This window comes from Micromonospora sp. NBRC 110038, assembly GCF_020884815.1.
In the GTDB taxonomy this organism is placed as follows: Bacteria; Actinomycetota; Actinomycetes; order Mycobacteriales; family Micromonosporaceae; genus Micromonospora; species Micromonospora haikouensis.
Map to the genome: position 1 here is coordinate 109,540 of NZ_BBOL01000004.1, position 17,921 is coordinate 127,460.

18 protein-coding genes and 1 pseudogene are annotated in these 17,921 nt (G+C 74.8%); 18 read left to right on the forward strand and 1 reads right to left on the reverse strand.

Going from position 1 to position 17,921, the window contains the following annotated elements:
* Positions 1-44 precede the first annotated feature (44 nt).
* From LPU61_RS16130 to LPU61_RS16155, 6 genes and pseudogenes are all read left to right on the forward strand, one after another.
* A complete protein-coding gene (locus LPU61_RS16130; protein ID WP_043968881.1) occupies positions 45-773 on the forward strand; it encodes an SRPBCC family protein in 729 nt (242 codons plus the stop codon).
* A complete protein-coding gene (locus tag LPU61_RS16135; protein WP_229405366.1) occupies positions 766-1,197 on the forward strand; it encodes a cupin domain-containing protein in 432 nt (143 codons plus the stop codon). Before LPU61_RS16130 ends, LPU61_RS16135 begins: the two co-directional genes overlap by 8 nt.
* Positions 1,194-2,447, forward strand: a pseudogene (locus LPU61_RS16140) (beta-ketoacyl synthase); the annotation flags it as partial. The gene LPU61_RS16135 and the pseudogene LPU61_RS16140, both read left to right, overlap by 4 nt.
* 86 nt (positions 2,448-2,533) lie before the next feature.
* Positions 2,534-3,823 (forward strand): beta-ketoacyl synthase N-terminal-like domain-containing protein, encoded by a 1,290-nt coding sequence (locus tag LPU61_RS16145; protein ID WP_043968883.1) that lies wholly within the window; start codon positions 2,534-2,536, stop codon positions 3,821-3,823.
* Entirely contained in the window at positions 3,820-4,137 is a 318-nt protein-coding gene (locus LPU61_RS16150; protein ID WP_043968884.1) for an antibiotic biosynthesis monooxygenase, read from the forward strand. Before LPU61_RS16145 ends, LPU61_RS16150 begins: the two co-directional genes overlap by 4 nt.
* A gap of 400 nt (positions 4,138-4,537) precedes the next feature.
* On the forward strand, positions 4,538-5,932 hold the full coding sequence (locus LPU61_RS16155) for a class I adenylate-forming enzyme family protein (protein ID WP_043968885.1): 1,395 nt from the start codon (positions 4,538-4,540) through the stop codon (positions 5,930-5,932).
* A gap of 50 nt (positions 5,933-5,982) precedes the next feature.
* Here LPU61_RS16155 and LPU61_RS16160 read toward each other — a convergent pair whose 3' ends face one another.
* Complete coding sequence (locus tag LPU61_RS16160) at positions 5,983-6,630, reverse strand: 4'-phosphopantetheinyl transferase superfamily protein (RefSeq protein WP_229405367.1); 648 nt, start codon at positions 6,628-6,630, stop codon at positions 5,983-5,985.
* A 15-nt stretch (positions 6,631-6,645) separates the two neighbouring features.
* Here LPU61_RS16160 and LPU61_RS16165 point away from each other — a divergent pair, with 15 nt between their 5' ends.
* Genes LPU61_RS16165 through LPU61_RS16220 form a run of 12 tightly spaced genes read left to right on the forward strand, consistent with a single transcriptional unit; the run spans position 6,646 to position 17,901 of the window.
* A complete protein-coding gene (locus LPU61_RS16165) occupies positions 6,646-6,912 on the forward strand; it encodes an acyl carrier protein (protein WP_043968887.1) in 267 nt (88 codons plus the stop codon).
* Complete coding sequence (locus LPU61_RS16170; RefSeq protein ID WP_043968888.1) at positions 6,912-7,157, forward strand: hypothetical protein; 246 nt, start codon at positions 6,912-6,914, stop codon at positions 7,155-7,157. Before LPU61_RS16165 ends, LPU61_RS16170 begins: the two co-directional genes overlap by 1 nt.
* Complete coding sequence (locus tag LPU61_RS16175) at positions 7,150-8,244, forward strand: beta-ketoacyl synthase N-terminal-like domain-containing protein (RefSeq protein ID WP_229405368.1); 1,095 nt, start codon at positions 7,150-7,152, stop codon at positions 8,242-8,244. Before LPU61_RS16170 ends, LPU61_RS16175 begins: the two co-directional genes overlap by 8 nt.
* A 44-nt stretch (positions 8,245-8,288) precedes the next feature.
* The gene (locus LPU61_RS16180; protein WP_229405586.1) at positions 8,289-8,825 is read left to right on the forward strand and encodes a beta-ketoacyl synthase chain length factor; all 537 of its coding nucleotides are present in this window, start codon (positions 8,289-8,291) and stop codon (positions 8,823-8,825) included.
* Positions 8,822-10,438 (forward strand): class I adenylate-forming enzyme family protein, encoded by a 1,617-nt coding sequence (locus LPU61_RS16185; RefSeq protein WP_043968890.1) that lies wholly within the window; start codon positions 8,822-8,824, stop codon positions 10,436-10,438. Before LPU61_RS16180 ends, LPU61_RS16185 begins: the two co-directional genes overlap by 4 nt.
* The gene (locus tag LPU61_RS16190) at positions 10,435-11,703 is read left to right on the forward strand and encodes a beta-ketoacyl synthase (RefSeq protein WP_043968891.1); all 1,269 of its coding nucleotides are present in this window, start codon (positions 10,435-10,437) and stop codon (positions 11,701-11,703) included. The genes LPU61_RS16185 and LPU61_RS16190 overlap by 4 nt, the downstream gene beginning before the upstream one ends.
* Before the next feature lie 59 nt (positions 11,704-11,762).
* Positions 11,763-12,878 (forward strand): 4-hydroxyphenylpyruvate dioxygenase, encoded by a 1,116-nt coding sequence (hppD, locus tag LPU61_RS16195; protein WP_229405369.1) that lies wholly within the window; start codon positions 11,763-11,765, stop codon positions 12,876-12,878.
* Entirely contained in the window at positions 12,875-13,804 is a 930-nt protein-coding gene (locus LPU61_RS16200; protein ID WP_043968893.1) for a phytanoyl-CoA dioxygenase family protein, read from the forward strand. Before hppD ends, LPU61_RS16200 begins: the two co-directional genes overlap by 4 nt.
* A gap of 2 nt (positions 13,805-13,806) precedes the next feature.
* Positions 13,807-14,604, forward strand: a complete 798-nt coding sequence (locus LPU61_RS16205; RefSeq protein WP_043968895.1) for a DUF3050 domain-containing protein — start codon at positions 13,807-13,809, stop codon at positions 14,602-14,604.
* Positions 14,601-15,572, forward strand: coding sequence for a thiamine pyrophosphate-dependent dehydrogenase E1 component subunit alpha (locus LPU61_RS16210; RefSeq protein ID WP_229405370.1), 972 nt, complete (start codon positions 14,601-14,603; stop codon positions 15,570-15,572). Before LPU61_RS16205 ends, LPU61_RS16210 begins: the two co-directional genes overlap by 4 nt.
* A complete protein-coding gene (locus tag LPU61_RS16215) occupies positions 15,572-16,543 on the forward strand; it encodes an alpha-ketoacid dehydrogenase subunit beta (protein WP_229405371.1) in 972 nt (323 codons plus the stop codon). Before LPU61_RS16210 ends, LPU61_RS16215 begins: the two co-directional genes overlap by 1 nt.
* On the forward strand, positions 16,543-17,901 hold the full coding sequence (locus tag LPU61_RS16220) for a hypothetical protein (RefSeq protein ID WP_043968899.1): 1,359 nt from the start codon (positions 16,543-16,545) through the stop codon (positions 17,899-17,901). Before LPU61_RS16215 ends, LPU61_RS16220 begins: the two co-directional genes overlap by 1 nt.
* Positions 17,902-17,921 lie beyond the last annotated feature (20 nt).

A 17,921-nucleotide genomic window follows, 5' to 3' on the forward strand; every position in this document is an offset into this window, starting at 1 on the left:
GTCCCCGCCGCCGGCCCGCCCGGCCCCGACCAGAGGAGAAACTGATGACCGTCACCCACGGCCGCCCGCTCACCGCCGAGATCACCGAGATCCTGGTGGCGCACTGCGGCTTGGACACCGAGGCCGCGGCCCGGGAGCCCGAAGCGTCCCTGGAGGACCTCGGCATGGACTCCCTCGCCCTGCTCGAACTGTCCGCGGTGGTCGCCGACCGGTACCGGGTGCGCCTGCCCGAGGACGCCGCGCGGCTGAGCATCGCCGAGGTCGCCGACCTGGTGACCCGGGCGACCGACCCGCCCGGGCACACCGAGAACAGCATCGTCATCGCCGCGCCGCTGCGGCTGGTCTGGGAGCTGACCAACGACGTGGCGAACTGGCCGAACCTGTTCACCGAGTACGCCTCCGCGCAGATCCTCGAACGCGACGGCCGCACCGTGCGGTTCCGCCTCACCATGCACCCCGACGAGAACGGCGCGGTGTGGAGCTGGGTGAGCGAACGCACCACCGACTGGGAGAACCGCGAGGTGCGGGCGCACCGGGTGGAGACCGGCCCGTTCGAGTACATGCGCATCCACTGGCGCTACGACACCGAGCCGGAGGGCACCCGGATGACCTGGGTGCAGGACTTCGCGATGCACCCGAGCGCTCCGCTGGACAACGCCGGGATGACCGAGCGGATCAACACCAACAGCCGCGTCCAGCTCGCGGTCATCAAGGAACGGATCGAGCGGGCGGCGCGGGCCGGCTCCGCCACCACGGGAGGCGACGATGAGTGAGACCACCGCCCAGCGTACGGCGGACGACCCGGCGTACCGGACGGTCGCCGCCCGCGACGTGCCGGCGGACCGGCGGCGCGGCGGCGAGCTGCGGGTGCTGCTCGGTCCGAGGACGGTCGGCAGCACCTCGGGGTTCATGGGGGTCGCCGCCCTCGCTCCCGGCGAGCGCATCGCCGAGCACTACCACCCGTACAGCGAGGAGTTCCTGTACGTGGCGCGGGGGGCGATCACCGTGGACCTGGACGACCGGCCGGTGCCGGTGGCCGCCGGGGAGGCGCTGTTCGTGCCGGTCAACGTGCGGCACCGGCTGCGCAACACCGGCGAGGAGCCGGCCGAGGTGGTGTTCCACCTGGGCCCCCTCGCGCCCCGGCCGGAGCTGGGGCACGTCGACACCGAACCGGCGGAACAGCGGGGCGCGTCGTGACCGCGCGCCGCACGGTGGTGACCGGCATCGGGGTGGTCGCCCCGGGCGGCGTGACCCGGGACCGGTTCTGGAAGACGATCACGGAGGGGCGCACGGCGACGCGGCGGATCACGTTCTTCGACCCGGCGCCGTTCCGCTCCCGCATCGCCGCCGAGTGCGACTTCGACCCGGTCGCCGCCGGGCTCACCGAGGCCGAGCGGCGCCGCGCCGACCGGTACGTGCAGTTCGCGCTCGCCTGCTCGATCGAGGCGGTCGCCGACAGCGGCCTGGAGCTGACCGACGCGCAGCGCGACCGCGCCGGGGTGGTGCTGGGCACCGCCGTCGGCGGCACCATGGCCCTGGAGCAGGAGTACGTGACCGTCAGCGACTCCGGCAGCCGCTGGCTGGTCGACCACGACCGGGGCGGGCCGTACCTGTACCAGGCGCTCGTGCCCAGCAGCCTCGCCGCCGACGTGGCGTGCCGGCACGGGCTGCACGGCCCGGCGCAGGTGGTCTCCACCGGCTGCACCTCCGGCATCGACGCCATCGGGTACGCCCACCAGCTCATCGCCGACGGCGAGGCCGACATCGTCCTCGCGGGGGCGGCGGACTCGCCGATCTCCCCGGTCACCGTGGCCTCGTTCGACGCGATCAAGGCGACCAGCCCCGACAACGACGACCCGGCGCACGCGTCGCGCCCGTTCGACGCCGACCGGCACGGTTTCGTCCTCGCCGAGGGCGCGGCGGTGCTGGTGCTGGAGGAGTACGGGCACGCCCGCCGCCGGGGGGCGCACGTCTACTGCGAGGTCGCCGGGTACGCCAGCCGCAGCAACGGTTACCACATGACGGGGCTGCGCCCGGACGGGCTGGAGATGGGGCTGGCCATCTCGGCGACCCTGAAGCAGGCGCGGCTCATCCCGCAGCAGGTCTCCTACATCAGCGCGCACGGCTCCGGCACCCGGCAGAACGACCGGCACGAGACGGCGGCGTTCAAGCGGGCCCTCGGCGAGGCGGCCCACCGGGTGCCGATCAGCTCCATCAAGTCCATGGTGGGGCACTCCCTCGGCGCGATCGGTTCCATCGAGATGGCCGCCTGCGCCCTCGCCATCGAGTACGGCGTGGTGCCGCCGACGGCCAACTGGGCCACCCGCGACCCGGAGTGCGACCTGGACTACGTGCCGAACGTGGCCCGGGAGGTGCCGGTCGACGTGGCGCTGTCGGTGGGCAGCGGCTTCGGCGGCTTCCAGTCGGCGATGGTGTTCCGCCGGCTGGGCGGGACGGGGCACGGCGGGGTGACGCACGGCGGCACCGCACAGGGCGGCTCCGCGCACGGCGGGGCGGCGTCGGGCGGGGCGGCGTGACCACCCGCGCGGTGGTCACCGGGATCGGGGTGGTCGCCCCGAGCGGCATCGGCGCCGAGGCGCACTGGGCCACGGTGGTGTCGCGGACCCGGCGCACCGGCCCGATCACCCTGTTCGACCCGGCGTCCTACCCCACCCGCGTCGCCGGTCAGGTGCCCGACTTCGAGGCGCTGACCTGGGCGGACAACCGCCGGCTGGTGCAGACCGACCGGTGGACGCACCTGGGGTTCGCGGCCACCCGGCTGGCGCTGGCCGACGCCGGGCTGCCCGAGCACGCCCCCGAGCCCTACGGGTACGCCGTGACCCTGGCCAGTTCGTCGGGCGGAAACCTGTTCGGGCAGCGGGAGCTGCAACGGCTGTGGGGCGGGCCGTCGCGCACCGTCGGGGCGTACCAGTCGATCGCCTGGTTCTACGCTGCCAGCGTCGGGCAGCTCTCCATCCACCACCAGTTCAAGGGCCCCTGCGGGGTGCTGGTCAGCGAGTCCGCCGGCGGGCTGGACAGTCTCGCGCACGCGGTGCGTACCGTGCGGCGGGGCACCCCTGTGGTGATCGCCGGGGCCACCGAGTGCCCGCTGAGCCCGTACGCGCTGGCCTGCCAGCTGCGGTCCGGGCTGCTCAGCGTCGCCGACGACCCCGCCCGGGCGTACCAGCCGTTCGACGCCGACGCCGCGGGGTACGTGCCGGCGGAGGGCGGCGCGGTGTTCGTGGTGGAGGAGCTGTCGCACGCCCTGGCCCGGGGGGCCCGCATCTACGGGGAGGTCACCGGCTGGGGGGCCACCCACGACGCGGTGCACACCGGCCCCGGCCGGGCCGGGGACCCCGTCCAGTACGCGCGGGCGATGCGGCTGGCCCTGGACCGGGCCGGCGTCACCCCCGACGACGTGGACGTGGTGCTGCCCGACGCGCTGGGTACGCCGGGCCACGACCGGGCCGAGGCCGACGCGCTGCGCGCGGTGTTCGGGGCCCGTCCCGTGCCGGTGACCACGGCCAAGCCGCTGACCGGCCGGGCGCACCAGGGCGGGTCGGCGCTGGACGTGGCCACGGCGCTGCTGGCCTTCGCCCACGACACGCTGCCCGCCTCCGCCGGCCCGGACCGGCCGGCCGACGGCTGCGAGCTGGACTTCCTGCGGGAGCCCCGCCGGCCCGCGTCCCGGGTGGCGCTGGTGGCCGCCCGGGGGTTCGACGGTTTCAACAGCGCGCTGGTGCTGCGGGGCGCGGCGGCCCGCCCGGCACCGGCGCCCCGCCGGGCGGCCGAGCCCGGCCCGACCCAAGGAGTGGCACGATGATCGAACAGCGGGCGCGGGTGGTCTTCCTGGTCCGGGTGCCGCAGCAGCGCACCGGGGACTTCCTGCGCGCCTACGAGGCCATCCGGCACCTGGTCGCCGAGGGGGTGCCGGGGCACCTGGTGGACCAGGTGTGCCGCTCGTCGGCCGACCCGGAGCAGTGGCTGATCACCAGCGAGTGGGTGAACCTGGCCGCGTTCGAGGCGTGGGAGCGCAGCCCGGAGCACCGGGACCTGGTCAAGCCGATGCGGGAGTGCTTCACCGACGCCCGGTCGCTGCGGTTCGTCGTCTACGCGCAGACGCCGGCCCTGGCCTGATTTCGCGGGCGGGGCACCCCGTCGCCATAAGATCGTGTATCTTCGATGGGTGGCTGCCGGTCGGCAGTCACCCATCGGCGTCAGGCCGACGTGGGGAGCCGTCAGCCTCACGCGGGCAGGCGTTCGGGCCGAATCTGGGCAGGCTGCCGCCCGGGTGTGCCGGCTCCACGGTGGGCAGGCTCCCGCCCTGCGCCGGCGGCGCGCCGACGGCCTCGCGGCCCCCGATCCTGCCCGGCGAACCGGCTGACCGGCAATCGGGCCGCACGACCTTTTTGATCTAGCCATTTGCATCTAGTAATGGTCTCGGCGGCTGTCGTAGTGTTCCGTCAGCACCCCGGAGGACGCACCACATTGGGCAGTTATGCCCATTTTCGATGCTGGGCGGTAGACCACAGTGACCATGGATCGTTCGGCAGCAGAATCTACAGTAGACCACCCTACCTGGGTTGACGACCTCTTGCTGGCCGGTCCGTCGGCCGAAGTTTGTCTGCGGCTGCCCGACCCGGTGGACCGGGGCACGCTGCGCCGGCTCGTCGCCGAGGCGCAGGCCCGGCTCACCGGCGCCGGGCTGCGTCCCGGGGGCGCCGCCGCGCTGCGCCTGCCGCCGTCGCTGGCGTACGTGGTGAACCTCCTCGCCACCTGGCGCACCGGGGCCCAGGCGATCCTGCTCGACCACCGGCTCACCGACCACGAGGTGCAGGGCGCGCTCGCGCGGCTCACCCCGCAGGTCGTCGTCGCCCCGGTGCGCAGCGGCGGTGCCGCGCTGAAGATCTTCGTCGACGTCACCGAGGGCGTCACCGCCTACTCGGACCGGCCCGCCGGCAGCCCGCACGCGGTGATCCAGCTGAGCTCCGGCTCCACCGGACCGTCCAAGGTGATCGGTCGCAGCGCCGCGTCCCTCGTCGCCGAGGTGCGCCGCTACACGCGCATCGACGGCGTGGCCCTGCCCGGCGAGCGGATCATCCTGCTGCCGTCCATGGTGCACGTGCTCGGTCTCGTCGGCGGGCTGCTCTACGGCCTGCACGCCCACGTGACGCTGGTGCCGCCGGACCGGCTCAGCGGCGACGCGGTCCTGGCCGCCATCGCCGCCGACGACACCCCCGCCACCGTGCTCGGCGTGCCGTTCCACATCGGACTGCTCGCCTCCACCCGGCCGACCGGCCCGCTGCCGCAGTTCAAGCGGATGACCACCGGCGGCGAGCTGGTCCCGCCGGCCGTCGTCAATGCGTTCGTCGACCGCTTCGGCGTGCCGCTGGGCAACATGTACGGGATGACCGAGGTCGGCGTCATCGGCACCGACCTGCACGGCTGGCACCGGCCCTCGATCGCCCCCGCCCCCGGGATCACCGTCCGCGAGTCGGCCACCGGCGAGCTGTGGGTGAGCTGCCCGGACTCGCCGTACGTCGGGCTGTCCGACCCGGACCGCTGGGCCGACGGCTGGCTGCACACCCGCGACGCCGGCACCGTCGACCCCGACACCGGCCTGGTCACCGTGCGCGGCCGGCTCGACTCGCAGGTCTCCGTCGGCGGGCTGAAGGTCGACCTCACCGAGGTGGAGGCCACCCTCGCCGGGCTGCCCGGCGTCGCCGCCGCCGTGGTCGTGCACGACGGCGACATCACCGCGTACGTGCAGCCGGACGGGCCGCTGTCGGAGGAGGTGCTGGAGAAGCTGCTCGCCGAGCGGCTCGCCGCCTACAAGCGGCCCCGCGTCCTGCACCTGCTCGACCGGCTGCCCCGGACCACCACCGGCAAGCTGGTCCGCTCGACCGAGGCGCTGCGGGCGGCCACGCCGTGACCGGCCCGCTCCGGCGGCCCGTCGCGGTGCCCGCCGACCTGACTGATCGATCAGTCGATCACCAGCTCGACGCCGTCCGCCGGCCCGTCGACCGCCAGGGCCAGCACCAGGCCGCCGGCCGGAACCGGCCCGTCGCCGGCCGGGCCGCCGCCTGCGGTCAGCCGGGGGTGGCCGACCCGCAGCCCACCGGTCCCCGGGACGGGGCGCAGCAGCTCACCCGGCCCGCCGGGGACCGGCATCGGCCGGCGCAGGCCGCCGTCGCGCAGGCCGCGCCCGAGCGCCTTGCCGACCGCCTCCTTGGCCGTCCACAGCAGCAGGAACGCCTCGACGCGGTGCCCGGGAGGGCGTCCGCGCAGCCAGGCCGCCTCCTGCGGGGCGTACCAGCGGCGGGCCAGCGCCAGCGCGGGCAGCTCCCGGTGGCGCTCGACGTCGACGCCGACCCCGCCGCCGCGGCGGGCCGCCACCACCACGACCCCGCCGGTGTGGCTGACGCTCACCGGCAGCTCCACCGCGTCACCGGCGTCGACGAGCGGCCGCCCGGCCGCGTCGCGTCGCACCCGGATCTCCGCCTCCGCCCGGCCGAGCAGCGTGCCACCCGCGCGCCGCAGCAGCCGCCGGGCCGCCGCCGGCCGATCGCCGTCGGTACGGCCGAGGAACACGTACACGGTGTCCCGACCGGGCACCGCTGACTGGCTCACGGAAAGAGGTTAACCATGCGCGACGAGGTCCGTGCCTTCGTCATCTCCCAGCTCGACGACATGAACTACGACGTCGACGGCATCGACGACGACACCACCCTCGGCCCGGCCGGCGTCGACCTGGAGTCGCTGGCCCTGGCGGACCTGGCCGTCCGCGTCGAGGACCGCTACGGCCTGAAGTTCGCCGACGACGAGTCCGAGAAGCTGGCGCTGATGACGGTCGGCGAGTTCACCACGATGGTCGCCGACCGGGTCGCCGCGACGGCCGACGGCAACTCCTGATGGCCGGTCAGCCCGACCTGGGGCGAGCTGACCTGCTGACCATGCTCGCCGAGATGACCGCGAAGCCCGTCGACCAGGTGTCCGACCGGGTGGGCTCGATGGAGCTCGCCTGGCTGGTCCACCTCGTCGAACAGCGCTACGACCGCCGGCTCGACCTCACCGACGACCAGCTCGCCGGCATCCGGACGGTCGACGACGCCCTGGCGGTGTTCCACACCTGCCTGACCGCCCCCGCAGATGGCTGAGCGGGCCCCCGTACGGATCACCGGTGTCCACGCGCTCAGCGCCCTCGGCAGGGGCGCCGACGCCCAGCTCGCCGGGGTGCTCGCCGGCGCCCCCGCGTTCCGGCCCGTCGGCCGCTTCGACACCAGCGCCCGGCGGGTCGGCGTGGCGGCCACCCTGGCGGACGCCGGCCCGCTGGCCGACGAACTGACCGGGGCGGTGCACACCGCGTGCGCCGCCGCCGGGCTCGACACCGCCGGCCGGGCCGCCGCGCCGCTGCTGCTCGCCGCCCACGGCGGCGCGGGCGCGCCGGCGCTGGCCGGGGAGCTGGCCCGCCGGTGCGGGCTGGCCGGTGCGTCCCGGGTCTACACCAGCGCCTGCGTGTCGGCGTCCACCGCGGTCGCCGACGCCGCCGCGCTGATCGGCCGGGGCGACGTCGACCGGATCGTCGTCGCCGCCGGGTACCTGGTCGAACCCGACCAGTACGCGCTCTTCGACGCCGGCCGGGCCCTCGCCACCGACGGCGCGGTCCGCCCGTTCAGCGCCGGGCGGCGCGGGCTGCTGCTCGGCGACGGCGTGGCCGCCGTGGTGCTGGAGTCCGCCGCCGCGGCGGCCCGGCGGGACGCGCCGACGCTGGCCTCGGTGCTCGGCTGGGGCCGGGCCGGCGACGCCTACCACCCCTGCCAGCCCGACCCGCAGGGGCGCGGCCTGGCGCGCGCGCTCGGCGCGGCCCTGCGCCGCGCCGGCCTGCGCCCCGAGGACATCGGGTACGTCAACGCCAACGCCACCGGCACCGGCTACAGCGACGCGGCCGAAGCGGCGGCGCTGCGGCTGGCCTGGGGCGAGCACGCCCACCGGGTGCCGGTCAGCTCGACCAAGGCGCTGCACGGGCACGCGCTGGAAGCGTCCGGGCTGCTGGAGCTGGTGGTGACCGTGCTGGCCGTACGGCACGGGAAGCTGCCGGTCAACGCCGGCTGGCTCGGCCCGGACGAGGCGTGCCCGCTCGACGTCATCCGCGACGCGCCCCGCCCGGCCGCCACCGGTTACGCGGTGAGCCTCAACGCCGCGTTCGGCGGCGCCAACACCGCCCTGCTGGTCGGTGCGGCGTGACCGGCACCGGGGAGCTGCCGACGGCGACGGACGGCCGGCTGCGGGTGCTCGCGCAGGCGCGCTGGCCGGAGCCGGGCGACGCCGCCCCGCCGACCCTGCCCGGGTTCGTGCACTCGCAGTTCAGCCCGGTCGTCGCGGCCGTCGCCGACCGGTGCCTCACCCGACGCCACGGCGAGCGACCGGCCCCGGAACCGGCCGGCGGGCGCACCGCGGTGGTGCTGGTCAGCGCCGCCGGGGACCGGGCCAGCGCCGACCACGTGCACGCCACGGTCGCCGCCGGGGGACGACCGGGCCCGCTGTTCTTCTTCCAGTCGGTGCCCAACAGCGTGGCCGGGCACGTCGCCGCGCGCTGGGGGCTGGGCGGGCCGGTGGTCTGCCTCGCCCCGACCGGGGACCCGCTGGCCGAGGGAACGGCCGAGGCGGAACTGCTGCTGAGCGACGGCGACGCCGACGAGGCACTACTGATCCTGATCGAACAGGCACCCGACGACGCCGGTGCGGGCGTCCAGGCCGCGGCACCGGGCTCCCCGCCCGGGACCGCCGCCGTCGCGGTGCTGCTGGGGCGAGGAGACGCACGATGAAGACCAAGGGACTGCGCGGCGTGCTGGCCGCCGACACCGAGCTGGGCGCCGGCAACGTGCTGGCCCGGGTGCTGGCGCACGGCGCCGACCCGGACGGCCCCGGCCTGACCTTCGACACGGAGGTCGACGGGCACCCCGCCGAGCGCCCGCTGACGCTCGGGCAGCTCGACGAGCGGGTCGCCGCCCGCGCCGCCTGGCTGCGCGCCCGGGGCGTCAAGCCCCGCGACCCCGTCGCCGTCTGGGCCACCGCCGCCGCCGACATGGTGCTCAGCTTCCTGGCGCTGACCCGCCTCGGCGCGATCCCCGCGCTGATGAACGGCAGGCTGCGCCCGGAGATCGCCGCCGAGTACATCCGCCGGCTGCGCGGCGCGGGCGTGCTCGCCGACGCCGCGCACACCGAGCTGCTGGCCGGGCACGACCTCGGCGCGCCGCTGCTCGGCACGCCCGCCGACGCCGGCACGGGCGACCCGGCCGCCGCCGGGGCCCACTACCGGCACCACCCCGACGACCCGATCGTCATCACCCACACCTCCGGCACCACCGGCGTGCCGAAGGCGGTGCTGCACTCGCACGCGAGCCTGTTCGCCGCCACCCGGCACCTGCTGTCCATGCCGCAGGCGCAGGGCACCCGCCGCATCCTCAACGCGCTGCCCGCCCCGCACACCGCGACCGTGCTCATGGTCAACCAGGCGCTGGGCAACCGGGCGGAGATGTTCCTGCTGTCCGACCAGGGCGGCGAGCGGGTCCTCGACGCGATCCAGCGGTGGCGGCCCGACGGCGTGTTCGGGTTCTCCGTCACCTGGGCGGAGCTGGCCCGGTTCGACCTGTCCGCGTACGACCTGGACTCGGTGCGGCTGTGGTTCAACACCGGCGACTGCTCGCACGAGCCGCACGTGCGCCGGCTCGTCGCGGTCGGCTCGCGGGACACCGTGACCCGCCAGGGCGTGGTGCGGGTGCCCGGGTCCGTGTTCATCGACGGGCTGGGCTCCAGCGAGATGGGCCACTCGATGTTCCACATCACCCACACCGCCGACACCGACCGGTACGGCCGCTGCGTGGGCCGCCCGTACCAGTTCACGAAGGTCGCCGTGCTCGACGCCGACGGCAACGAGCTGCCCCCGGGGCAGGTCGGCTTCCTCGGCATCGACTCGCCGTCGCTGTTCCGGGGCTACTGGAACGACTCGGTCACCACCTACCGGTTCCGGCTGCGCGGCTGGTACCTCACCGGCGACCTGGTCTACGCCGACGCCGACGGGCGCTACTACCACCTGGACCGGGCCGTCGACTCCGTCGAGGTCGGCGACGGCCGGCGGTTCTTCACCGCCCTGTCCGAGGAGCGGGTCCTCGCCGCCTGCCCCGACGTCACCGACTGCACCGTGGTGATCGTCAAGGAGGACGACCGCGTCGTCACCGACGTGCTGCTGGAGCTGGCGGCCGGGGCCGACCCGGGCGTCGACCGCACCGAGGCGGTGCGCGCCGCGCTCGGCGCGGACGTCGGGGCGACCCTGCGCCGGGTGGTGCCGGTGCGCTCCGAGGACATCCCGGTCACCGTCACCGGCAAGGTCCGCAAGGTGGTGCTGCGCGAGCGCTACCTGACCGAGTCGTCGTCGTGACCGCCCTCATCACCGGGATGGGCCTGCTGACCCCGGCCGGGCGGGGGACGGGGGAGACCCTCGACGCCCTGCTCGCCGGCCGGTCCGGGCTGGTCCGCCCGCCGCAGGACCACCCGGCCCACGGGTCGCTGGAGGCCGCCGGGCTGCTGCCGGACATCGACCCGCGCACGGTCGCGTCCGGCCCGGAGACCCGGGTGCTGGACCGGATCGTCGTGCTCGCCCTGCTCGCCGCCGCCGACGCGCTCGCCGACGCCGGCATCGAGGTGGGCCGCGACGTCGACCCCGCCCGGATCGGCGTGATCGTCGGCGGCGTCGGCGGGATGGCCACCCTGGAGCGGCAGGTGCTGGCGCGGGCCGAGCGGGGCCGGGCGGCGGTCAGCCCGTACCTGCTCACCGGGATCCTGCCGAACATGCCGGCGGCGCGCATCGCCATCGCCCACGGCATCCGCGGCTACAGCTCGTCGGTCGGCACGGCGTGCGCCTCCGGCGCGCAGGCCGTCGCCGACGCGGTCCGGCTGATCCGGGCCGGGGAGGCCGACGTGGTGGTCTGCGGGGCCAGCGAGGCCCCCCTGTTCCCCACCTTCGCCGACACCTTCGGCAACGCCCGGGCCCTCGCCCGGGGCTGGGCCGACCCGGCCGAGGCGAGCCGGCCGTTCGACGCCCGCCGCAACGGCTTCGTCCTCGCCGAGGGCGCGGCGCTGCTGGTGCTGGAACGTGCCGAGCACGCCGCCGCCCGCGGCGTGGCCGGCTACGCCGAGGTGGCCGGGTACGGGGCGAACACCGACGCCCACCACCCCACCGCGCCCCGGCCCGACGGGGCGGGAGCGGCCGAGTGCATGCGCCAGGCCCTGGCCGGCGGCGCGGTGACGGCCGGCGACGTCGGCTACGTCAACGCCCACGGCACCGGCACCAAGCTCGGCGACATCGCCGAGATCACCGCCCTGACCGACGTGTTCGGCGAGGGCCGGGTGCCGGTCAGCTCCACCAAGGCGCTCACCGGGCACCTGCTCGGCGCGTCCGGGGTGCTGGAGGCCGCCGCCACCGCGCTGGCGCTGGGCCGGGGGCTGCTGCCGCCGACCTGGAACCTCGACGACCCGGACCCGGCCTGCCCGGCGGACCACATCCGCAAAGAGGCCAGGCGGGCCGACGTGGAACACGCGCTGACCAACTCGTTCGGCTTCGGGGGGCAGAACGTGAGCCTGCTGCTGCGGCGCACCGCCGGTGCGGGTGCGCGCGCCGCCGCGCCGGGAGGTGATCTCGCGTAACACCCCGGGCGGGGGAGCCCGGACGGCAGTCACGGGGGGACATGGGGAAGGGCTGGTAAATGGACATCCGTTCTATAGATCACATCGAACTCTTCGTGGGGGACGCCCGGCAGGCCGCCTTCTACTTCGGCACCGCCGTCGGGTTCCGCCTGGCCGGTCAGGGCGGCCCCGAGACCGGGCTGGCGGGGCAGCGGTCGCTGCTGCTGCGCCAGGCCGACATCCGGATGGTGCTCACCTCCGGGCTGACGGCCGGGCACCGGGCGTCGACGTACGTGCAGCGGCACGGCGACGGCATCGCCGTGGTGGCGCTGGAGGTCGACGACGCCGCCGGTGCGTACGCGGAGCTGGTGGGCCGGGGGGCGACGCCGGTGACGCCGCCGGCCACCTTCACCGGCGCGGACGCCGAGGTCGTCACCGCCGAGGTGGCCGGCTTCGGCGACGTGCTGCACCGGCTGGTGGAGCGCCGGGGCGACCGGCGCGACTTCCTGCCCGGCGCGTTCGAGACCACCGAGCCCACCGAGCCGGCCGGCGACGACGGCCTGCTCGCCGAGATCGACCACCTGGCGATCTGCGTGCCGCCGGGGCAGCTCGACGCGACCGTCGCCCACTACGAGCGGGTCTTCGGCTTCGCGCAGATCTTCACCGAGCACGTCGAGGTCGCCGGGCAGGCGATGAACTCCACCGTGGTGCAGAGCCCGTCCGGGCGGGTCACCCTGGTGCTGCTGGAGCCGGACCGCAGCCACCGGCCCGGGCAGATCGACGCGTTCCTCACCGAACACGCCGGGGCCGGCGTGCAGCACCTGGGGCTGCGCACCGACGACATCGTCACCGCCGTCGGCGCGCTGCGTTCCCGGGGCGTCCGGTTTGCTGGCACCCCGGGGGCCTACTACGACGACCTGGAGCGGCGGGTCGGCCCGGTCGACGCGCCGCTGGACCGGCTGCGCGAGCTGAGCATCCTGGTCGACCGCGACCACGGCGGCCAGCTCCTGCAGATCTTCACCGAGTCGATGCACGTGCGACGCACCCTCTTCCTCGAACTCATCGAGCGACGCGGGGCGCTGACCTTCGGCAGCGGCAACATCAAGGCCCTCTACGAGGCCAAGGAACGGGAGCTGGCCGCGGCGGGGGCGACCCCCGCCGTCGCGGCTGGCACGGCACAAGGGGTTGGGGCATGACCACCACACAGATCCACCCGGCGCTGACCGCGCAGGAGGAGGCGCTGCTGCCGTCCGACGAGGACGTGCGGCACTACGCCGAGCACGGCTGGTACCTGTCGAAGAAGCTGTTCACCGACGAGGAGGTGGACGCCCTCGTGGCGGCCACCGACCGGTACTACGACGGCGAGCGGGACCGCACCCTGCCGGTGCGCCCGCCGAAGCTCGCCTACTGGGACCCGTCGAAGGGCCCGGTGCAGCGGCACAACGACTACGTCCACTACGAGCACGACGGGATCGCCGCGATCCTGCGCAAGCCGCTGCTCGGGGCGGTCGCCGCCCGGCTCGCGCGGGCCGCCGAGATCCGGGTGTTCCAGTCCACGCTGATCTACAAGCCGCCGATCGACGGCGAGCCGTCGAACATCGTGCCCTGGCACTTCGACAAGCACTACTGGTCGTCCTCGTCGTCGGAGGACATGCTCACCGCGTTCATCCCGTTTCACGACTGCGGTGAGGAGATGGGCACGATCACCATGGTCGACGGGTCGCACCGGTGGAAGGAGATCGGCGCCGACGACACCGTCGTGCGGCACTTCGCCGAGCGCGACCGCGACCAGCTCGAGGAGATGCTGGCCCGCAACGCCGCGCACAACGGGGCCCAGATCCGCAAGATCCCCATGGTGATCCCGAAGGGACACGTGAGTTTCCACCACTGCCGCACCTACCACGGCAGCGGTGCGAACGTCAGCGGTCGCCCGCGCCGGGCGATCTCGCTGCACCTGCAGGACGGCGCGAACGCCTACCGGGAGTTCCCGCTCTCCGACGGCACCCTCGCCGCGTACAACCACGACGTGCTGGTCCGCCGCACCCACGACGGGCGGCCGGACTACGCGGACCCCGACTTCTGTCCGGTCATCTGGCGCGACCGCGCCCAGCAGGGAGGCTGACAATGTCACGGTACGACTGGGGTAAGACGCACCCGGGCATCGAGCGGTTGGAGCAGGCGGTGACCGACCGCCGCGACGTGGTGGTCAAGCACCCCCTCTACGCCAACCTGGACACCCACGAGGCGCTGGTGACCTTCATGGAGCACCACGTCTTCGCCGTGTGGGACTTCATGTCCCTGCTGAAGTCGCTGCAGCGGCAGCTCACCTGCGTGGACGTGCCGTGGATCCCCACCGGCCCGACCGGCAGCCGGCGGCTGATCAACGACATCGTGATGGTCGAGGAGAGCGACGAGCTCGGCGAGGGCTACATCAGCCACTTCGAGCTGTACGTGCGGGGCATGGCCGAGGCGGGGGCCGACACCGGCGCCGTGGAGGCGCTGATCGACCTGCTGCGCGCCGGCACGCCGGTGACCGAGGCGCTGGCGAAGGCCGGCGTGCCCGGCCCGTCGGCGGCGTTCGCCGCCACCACCTGGAAGATCATCGAGTCGACGCCGGTGCACTGCCAGGCGGCGGCCTTCGCGTTCGGCCGCGAGGACCTGATCCCCGACATGTTCACCCAGGTCGTCGCCGTCAACGAGCGCAGCCAGAAGCTGCACACGTTCGTCGACTACCTGGAGCGGCACATCGAGGTCGACGGGGAGCAGCACACCCCGATGGCCATGCAGATGCTCGCCGACCTGTGCGGTGACGACGACACCAAGTGGCAGGAGTGCGCCGACACTGTCAACCTGGCGCTCGCCGCCCGCGCGCAGCTCTGGGACGACATCCTCGCCGCGATCAAGGAGGGTCGCCCGGCGTGACCCGCGACGATCCCGTCCGGCTGTACCGCACGGTGCGGCTGATCCGCCGGTTCGAGGAGCGGGCCGTCGACCTGGTCCGCGCCGGGGCGATCGTCGGCGGCATCCATCCGTACCTCGGTCAGGAGGGGATCGCCGCCGGGGTCTGCGCGGCGCTGCGCGACGACGACCTGGTCACCGGCACCCACCGCGGGCACGGCCACGTGCTCGCCAAGGGGGCCGACCCGGCCCGCATGCTCGCCGAGCTGCTGGGCCGCGAGACCGGGCTCAACCGGGGCCGGGGCGGCTCCATGCACGCCGCCGACCTCGCCGTCGGGGTGCTCGGCGCGAACGCCATCGTCGGTGCCGCCGGCGCGATCCTCACCGGAGCGGTGTGGGCGCGTCGGCGGCGCGGCGACGACCTCGTCGGGGCCACCTTCTTCGGCGACGGCGCGGTCAACGAGGGGATGCTGCTGGAGGCGTTCAACCTGGCCGCGCTGTGGCGGGTGCCGGTGCTGTTCGTCTGCGAGAACAACGGCTACGCCACCACCATGCCCGTCGAGGGCGCGGTGGCCGGCACGATCCCCGGCCGCGCCGAGGCGTTCGGCATGCCGGCGGCCGTCGTCGACGGCCAGGACCCCGAGGCGGTACGCGACGCCACGGCCGCCGCCGTCGCCCGGATGCGCGCCGGGGGCGGGCCGGAGCTGATCGAGGCCCGCACCTACCGGTTCGACGCCCACCACACCTTCGAGCACGCGGTACGTCTCGACTACCGCGCGCCGCAGGAGGTGGCCGCCGGCCGGTCCCGCGACCCGGTCGACATCCAGGGGGCCCGGCTGTCCGAGGCGGACCGGGCCGCCGTCGACGCCGAGGTCGAGGCGACCCTCGACGCGGCTCTGGAGTTCGCCCTGGCCAGCCCCGAGCCCGACCCGGCCGGCGCGCTGGAGCACCTGTACGCCAGCGGGCTGGTCGCCCGGACGGGAGGTGGCTGATGCCACGGCTGTCGTACCGCAAGGCCCTCACCCGGGCCCTGGCCGACGAGATGAGCCGCGACGAGTCGGTGTTCCTGCTCGGCGAGGACATCCGGGTGGCCGCCTCGAACGTCACCGCCGGGCTGCTGAAGCGGTTCGGGCCGGACCGGGTGCTGGACACCCCGCTGTCGGAGCAGGCGTTCACCAGCTTCGCCACCGGCGCGGCCCTGGCCGGGCTGCGCCCGGTGGTGGAGTTCCAGATCCCGTCCCTGCTGTTCCTGGTCTTCGAGCAGATCGTCAACCACGCGCACAAGTTCCCGCTGATGACGGGCGGGCAGGCCGAGGTGCCGGTCACCTACCTGGTGCCGGGCTCCGGCTCGCGGACGGGGTGGGCGGGGCAGCACTCCGACCACCCGTACAGCCTGTTCGCCCACGTCGGGGTGACCACGGTGGTCCCGGCCACCCCGGCCGACGCGTACGGGCTGCTGGTCTCGGCGATCCGGCACGTCGACCCGGTGGTGGTGTTCGCGCCGGCCGGGGCGATGGACGTGCGCGCCGACGTGGACTTCGCCGCCCTGGCCCCGGTGCCGATCGGGCGGGGGCGGGTGCACCGGGCCGGCGACGACGTGACGGTGGTCGCCGTCGGGCACCTGGTGCACGACGCGCTCGCCGTGGCCGAGGAGCTGGCCGACCAGGTGTCGGTGGAGGTCTTCGACCCGCGCACGCTCTATCCGTTCGACTGGGACGGGCTGACCGCGTCCGTGGCCCGCACCGGGCGGCTGGTCGTGGTCGACGACTCCAACCGGTCCTGCGGGATCGCCGGGGAGATCATCGCGACCGTGGTGGAACGGGTGCGGCTGCTCGCGCCGCCCCGGCGGGTCACCCGCCCCGACGGCGCGGTGCTGCCGTTCGCCCCGGCGCTGGACCGGGCCGTGCAGCCCGGCCGCGAGCAGCTCACCGCCGCCATCCAACTCACCATGAAGGACGAGTGATGATCGACCCCAACTACCCCTGGCCGCCGCTGGACCAGGCGTGGAACGACCTGCCGGAGTCGACCCGCGCGGCGATGGTGGCCGCCGGGGCGGGCGCGTGGAAGGAGGTCTTCTACGGCTGCGCGACGTACAACCAGACGTGGCGGCTGGCCCGGCCCCCGGTGATGCCGGCGGACGCGTTCCGCGAGCTGAACGAGGTGTGCGACCGGCTCGCCCAGCTCATCCTGGAGGCGTGCCAGCGGCGGGCCCGCACCGCCGGGGAGCTGACCCGGCTGCTCGGGGTGCCGGCGGAGGAGACGAAGCTGCTCGACACCGACGAGGTGCTGTCGGAGGCGCTGCTGGCCGCGTACCGGCCGGACGTGCTGATCTCCGGCGGGGTGCCGAAGTTCGTCGAGTACAACATCGACAGCAGCCTCGGCGGCGGCTTCGACGCCGACACGGTCGTCTACCGGTACGCGAAGCTCTACGCCGAGCGGGGCATCCTCGACGGGCTGGCGGTGCGGCCCGCCCCGTCCCTGCTGGACCAGCGGTTCGTGGCGATCCGCGACGAGCTGGGCCTGGCCGACGGGGCCCGGGTGGCGCTGCTGCTGGACTTCGACGCCGACTACCCGGGCCTGGAGACGCCGGACGACTTCATCCGGATCCTGTCCCCGCTGGCCGACCGGGCCCGCCACTTCGGCATCGACCTGGTCATCGCCCAGCTCAAGCTGGCGACCCTGGACGAGGACAAGCGGCTCGTCGTCGACGGCGCCCCGGTGGACGCGCTGTTCCGGCTCTTCGTGCCCAACCGGGTGCACGCCAGCGCGGGCCTGGACGCGGTCGCCGGTGCCCTCGCCGCCGGGACCCTGCCCATGTTCGTCAGCTCCGCCGCCTGGCTGCTCGGCAACAAGATCAACTTCGCCTGGCTGTGGGAGGACCTCGACACCCTGCCCGAGCCCGACCAGGCGCTCGTGCGCCGGTACGTCCCCCGCACCACCGCCCTCACCGCCGCCGAGCTGCCCCGGGCGCTGGCCGACCAGCACGACCTGGTCGCCAAGCCCGCCGACGGCTCCGCCGGCATCGGCGTGCTGTTGGGCCGCGAGACCGACCCGCAGAAGTGGGAGGAGGGGCTGCGCGCCGCCCTCGACGAGGGCGGCTACATCCTGCAGGAGTACATGCCCGCCGACCGGGTGGCGATGGACTTCGTGCGGATGGAGACGGGAGAGACGGTCACCGCCGACGTCCCGTACAGCCTCGCGCCCTACCTGTTCGGCCGCACCGGCTCGGGCGGCCTGGCCCGGGTGGGCTTCCCCGGCTGCGACAGCGTGCTCAACCTCGCGCGCGGGGTCCTGCTCACCGGCATCCTGCTCACCGACTGACCGCCTCCCCGGCGGCGGTC

Coding starts and splice junctions, on each gene's coding strand:
- LPU61_RS16165 (WP_043968887.1), top strand. CDS start 6,646: ATGCGCGACGAGGTCCGTGCCTTCGTCATCTCCCAGCTCGACGACATG.
- LPU61_RS16205 (WP_043968895.1), top strand. CDS start 13,807: ATGTCACGGTACGACTGGGGTAAGACGCACCCGGGCATCGAGCGGTTG.
- hppD (WP_229405369.1), top strand. CDS start 11,763: ATGGACATCCGTTCTATAGATCACATCGAACTCTTCGTGGGGGACGCC.
- LPU61_RS16135 (WP_229405366.1), top strand. CDS start 766: ATGAGTGAGACCACCGCCCAGCGTACGGCGGACGACCCGGCGTACCGG.
- LPU61_RS16220 (WP_043968899.1), top strand. CDS start 16,543: ATGATCGACCCCAACTACCCCTGGCCGCCGCTGGACCAGGCGTGGAAC.
- LPU61_RS16185 (WP_043968890.1), top strand. CDS start 8,822: ATGAAGACCAAGGGACTGCGCGGCGTGCTGGCCGCCGACACCGAGCTG.
- LPU61_RS16155 (WP_043968885.1), top strand. CDS start 4,538: ATGGATCGTTCGGCAGCAGAATCTACAGTAGACCACCCTACCTGGGTT.
- LPU61_RS16130 (WP_043968881.1), top strand. CDS start 45: ATGACCGTCACCCACGGCCGCCCGCTCACCGCCGAGATCACCGAGATC.
- LPU61_RS16200 (WP_043968893.1), top strand. CDS start 12,875: ATGACCACCACACAGATCCACCCGGCGCTGACCGCGCAGGAGGAGGCG.
- LPU61_RS16215 (WP_229405371.1), top strand. CDS start 15,572: ATGCCACGGCTGTCGTACCGCAAGGCCCTCACCCGGGCCCTGGCCGAC.
- LPU61_RS16175 (WP_229405368.1), top strand. CDS start 7,150: ATGGCTGAGCGGGCCCCCGTACGGATCACCGGTGTCCACGCGCTCAGC.
- LPU61_RS16170 (WP_043968888.1), top strand. CDS start 6,912: ATGGCCGGTCAGCCCGACCTGGGGCGAGCTGACCTGCTGACCATGCTC.
- LPU61_RS16150 (WP_043968884.1), top strand. CDS start 3,820: ATGATCGAACAGCGGGCGCGGGTGGTCTTCCTGGTCCGGGTGCCGCAG.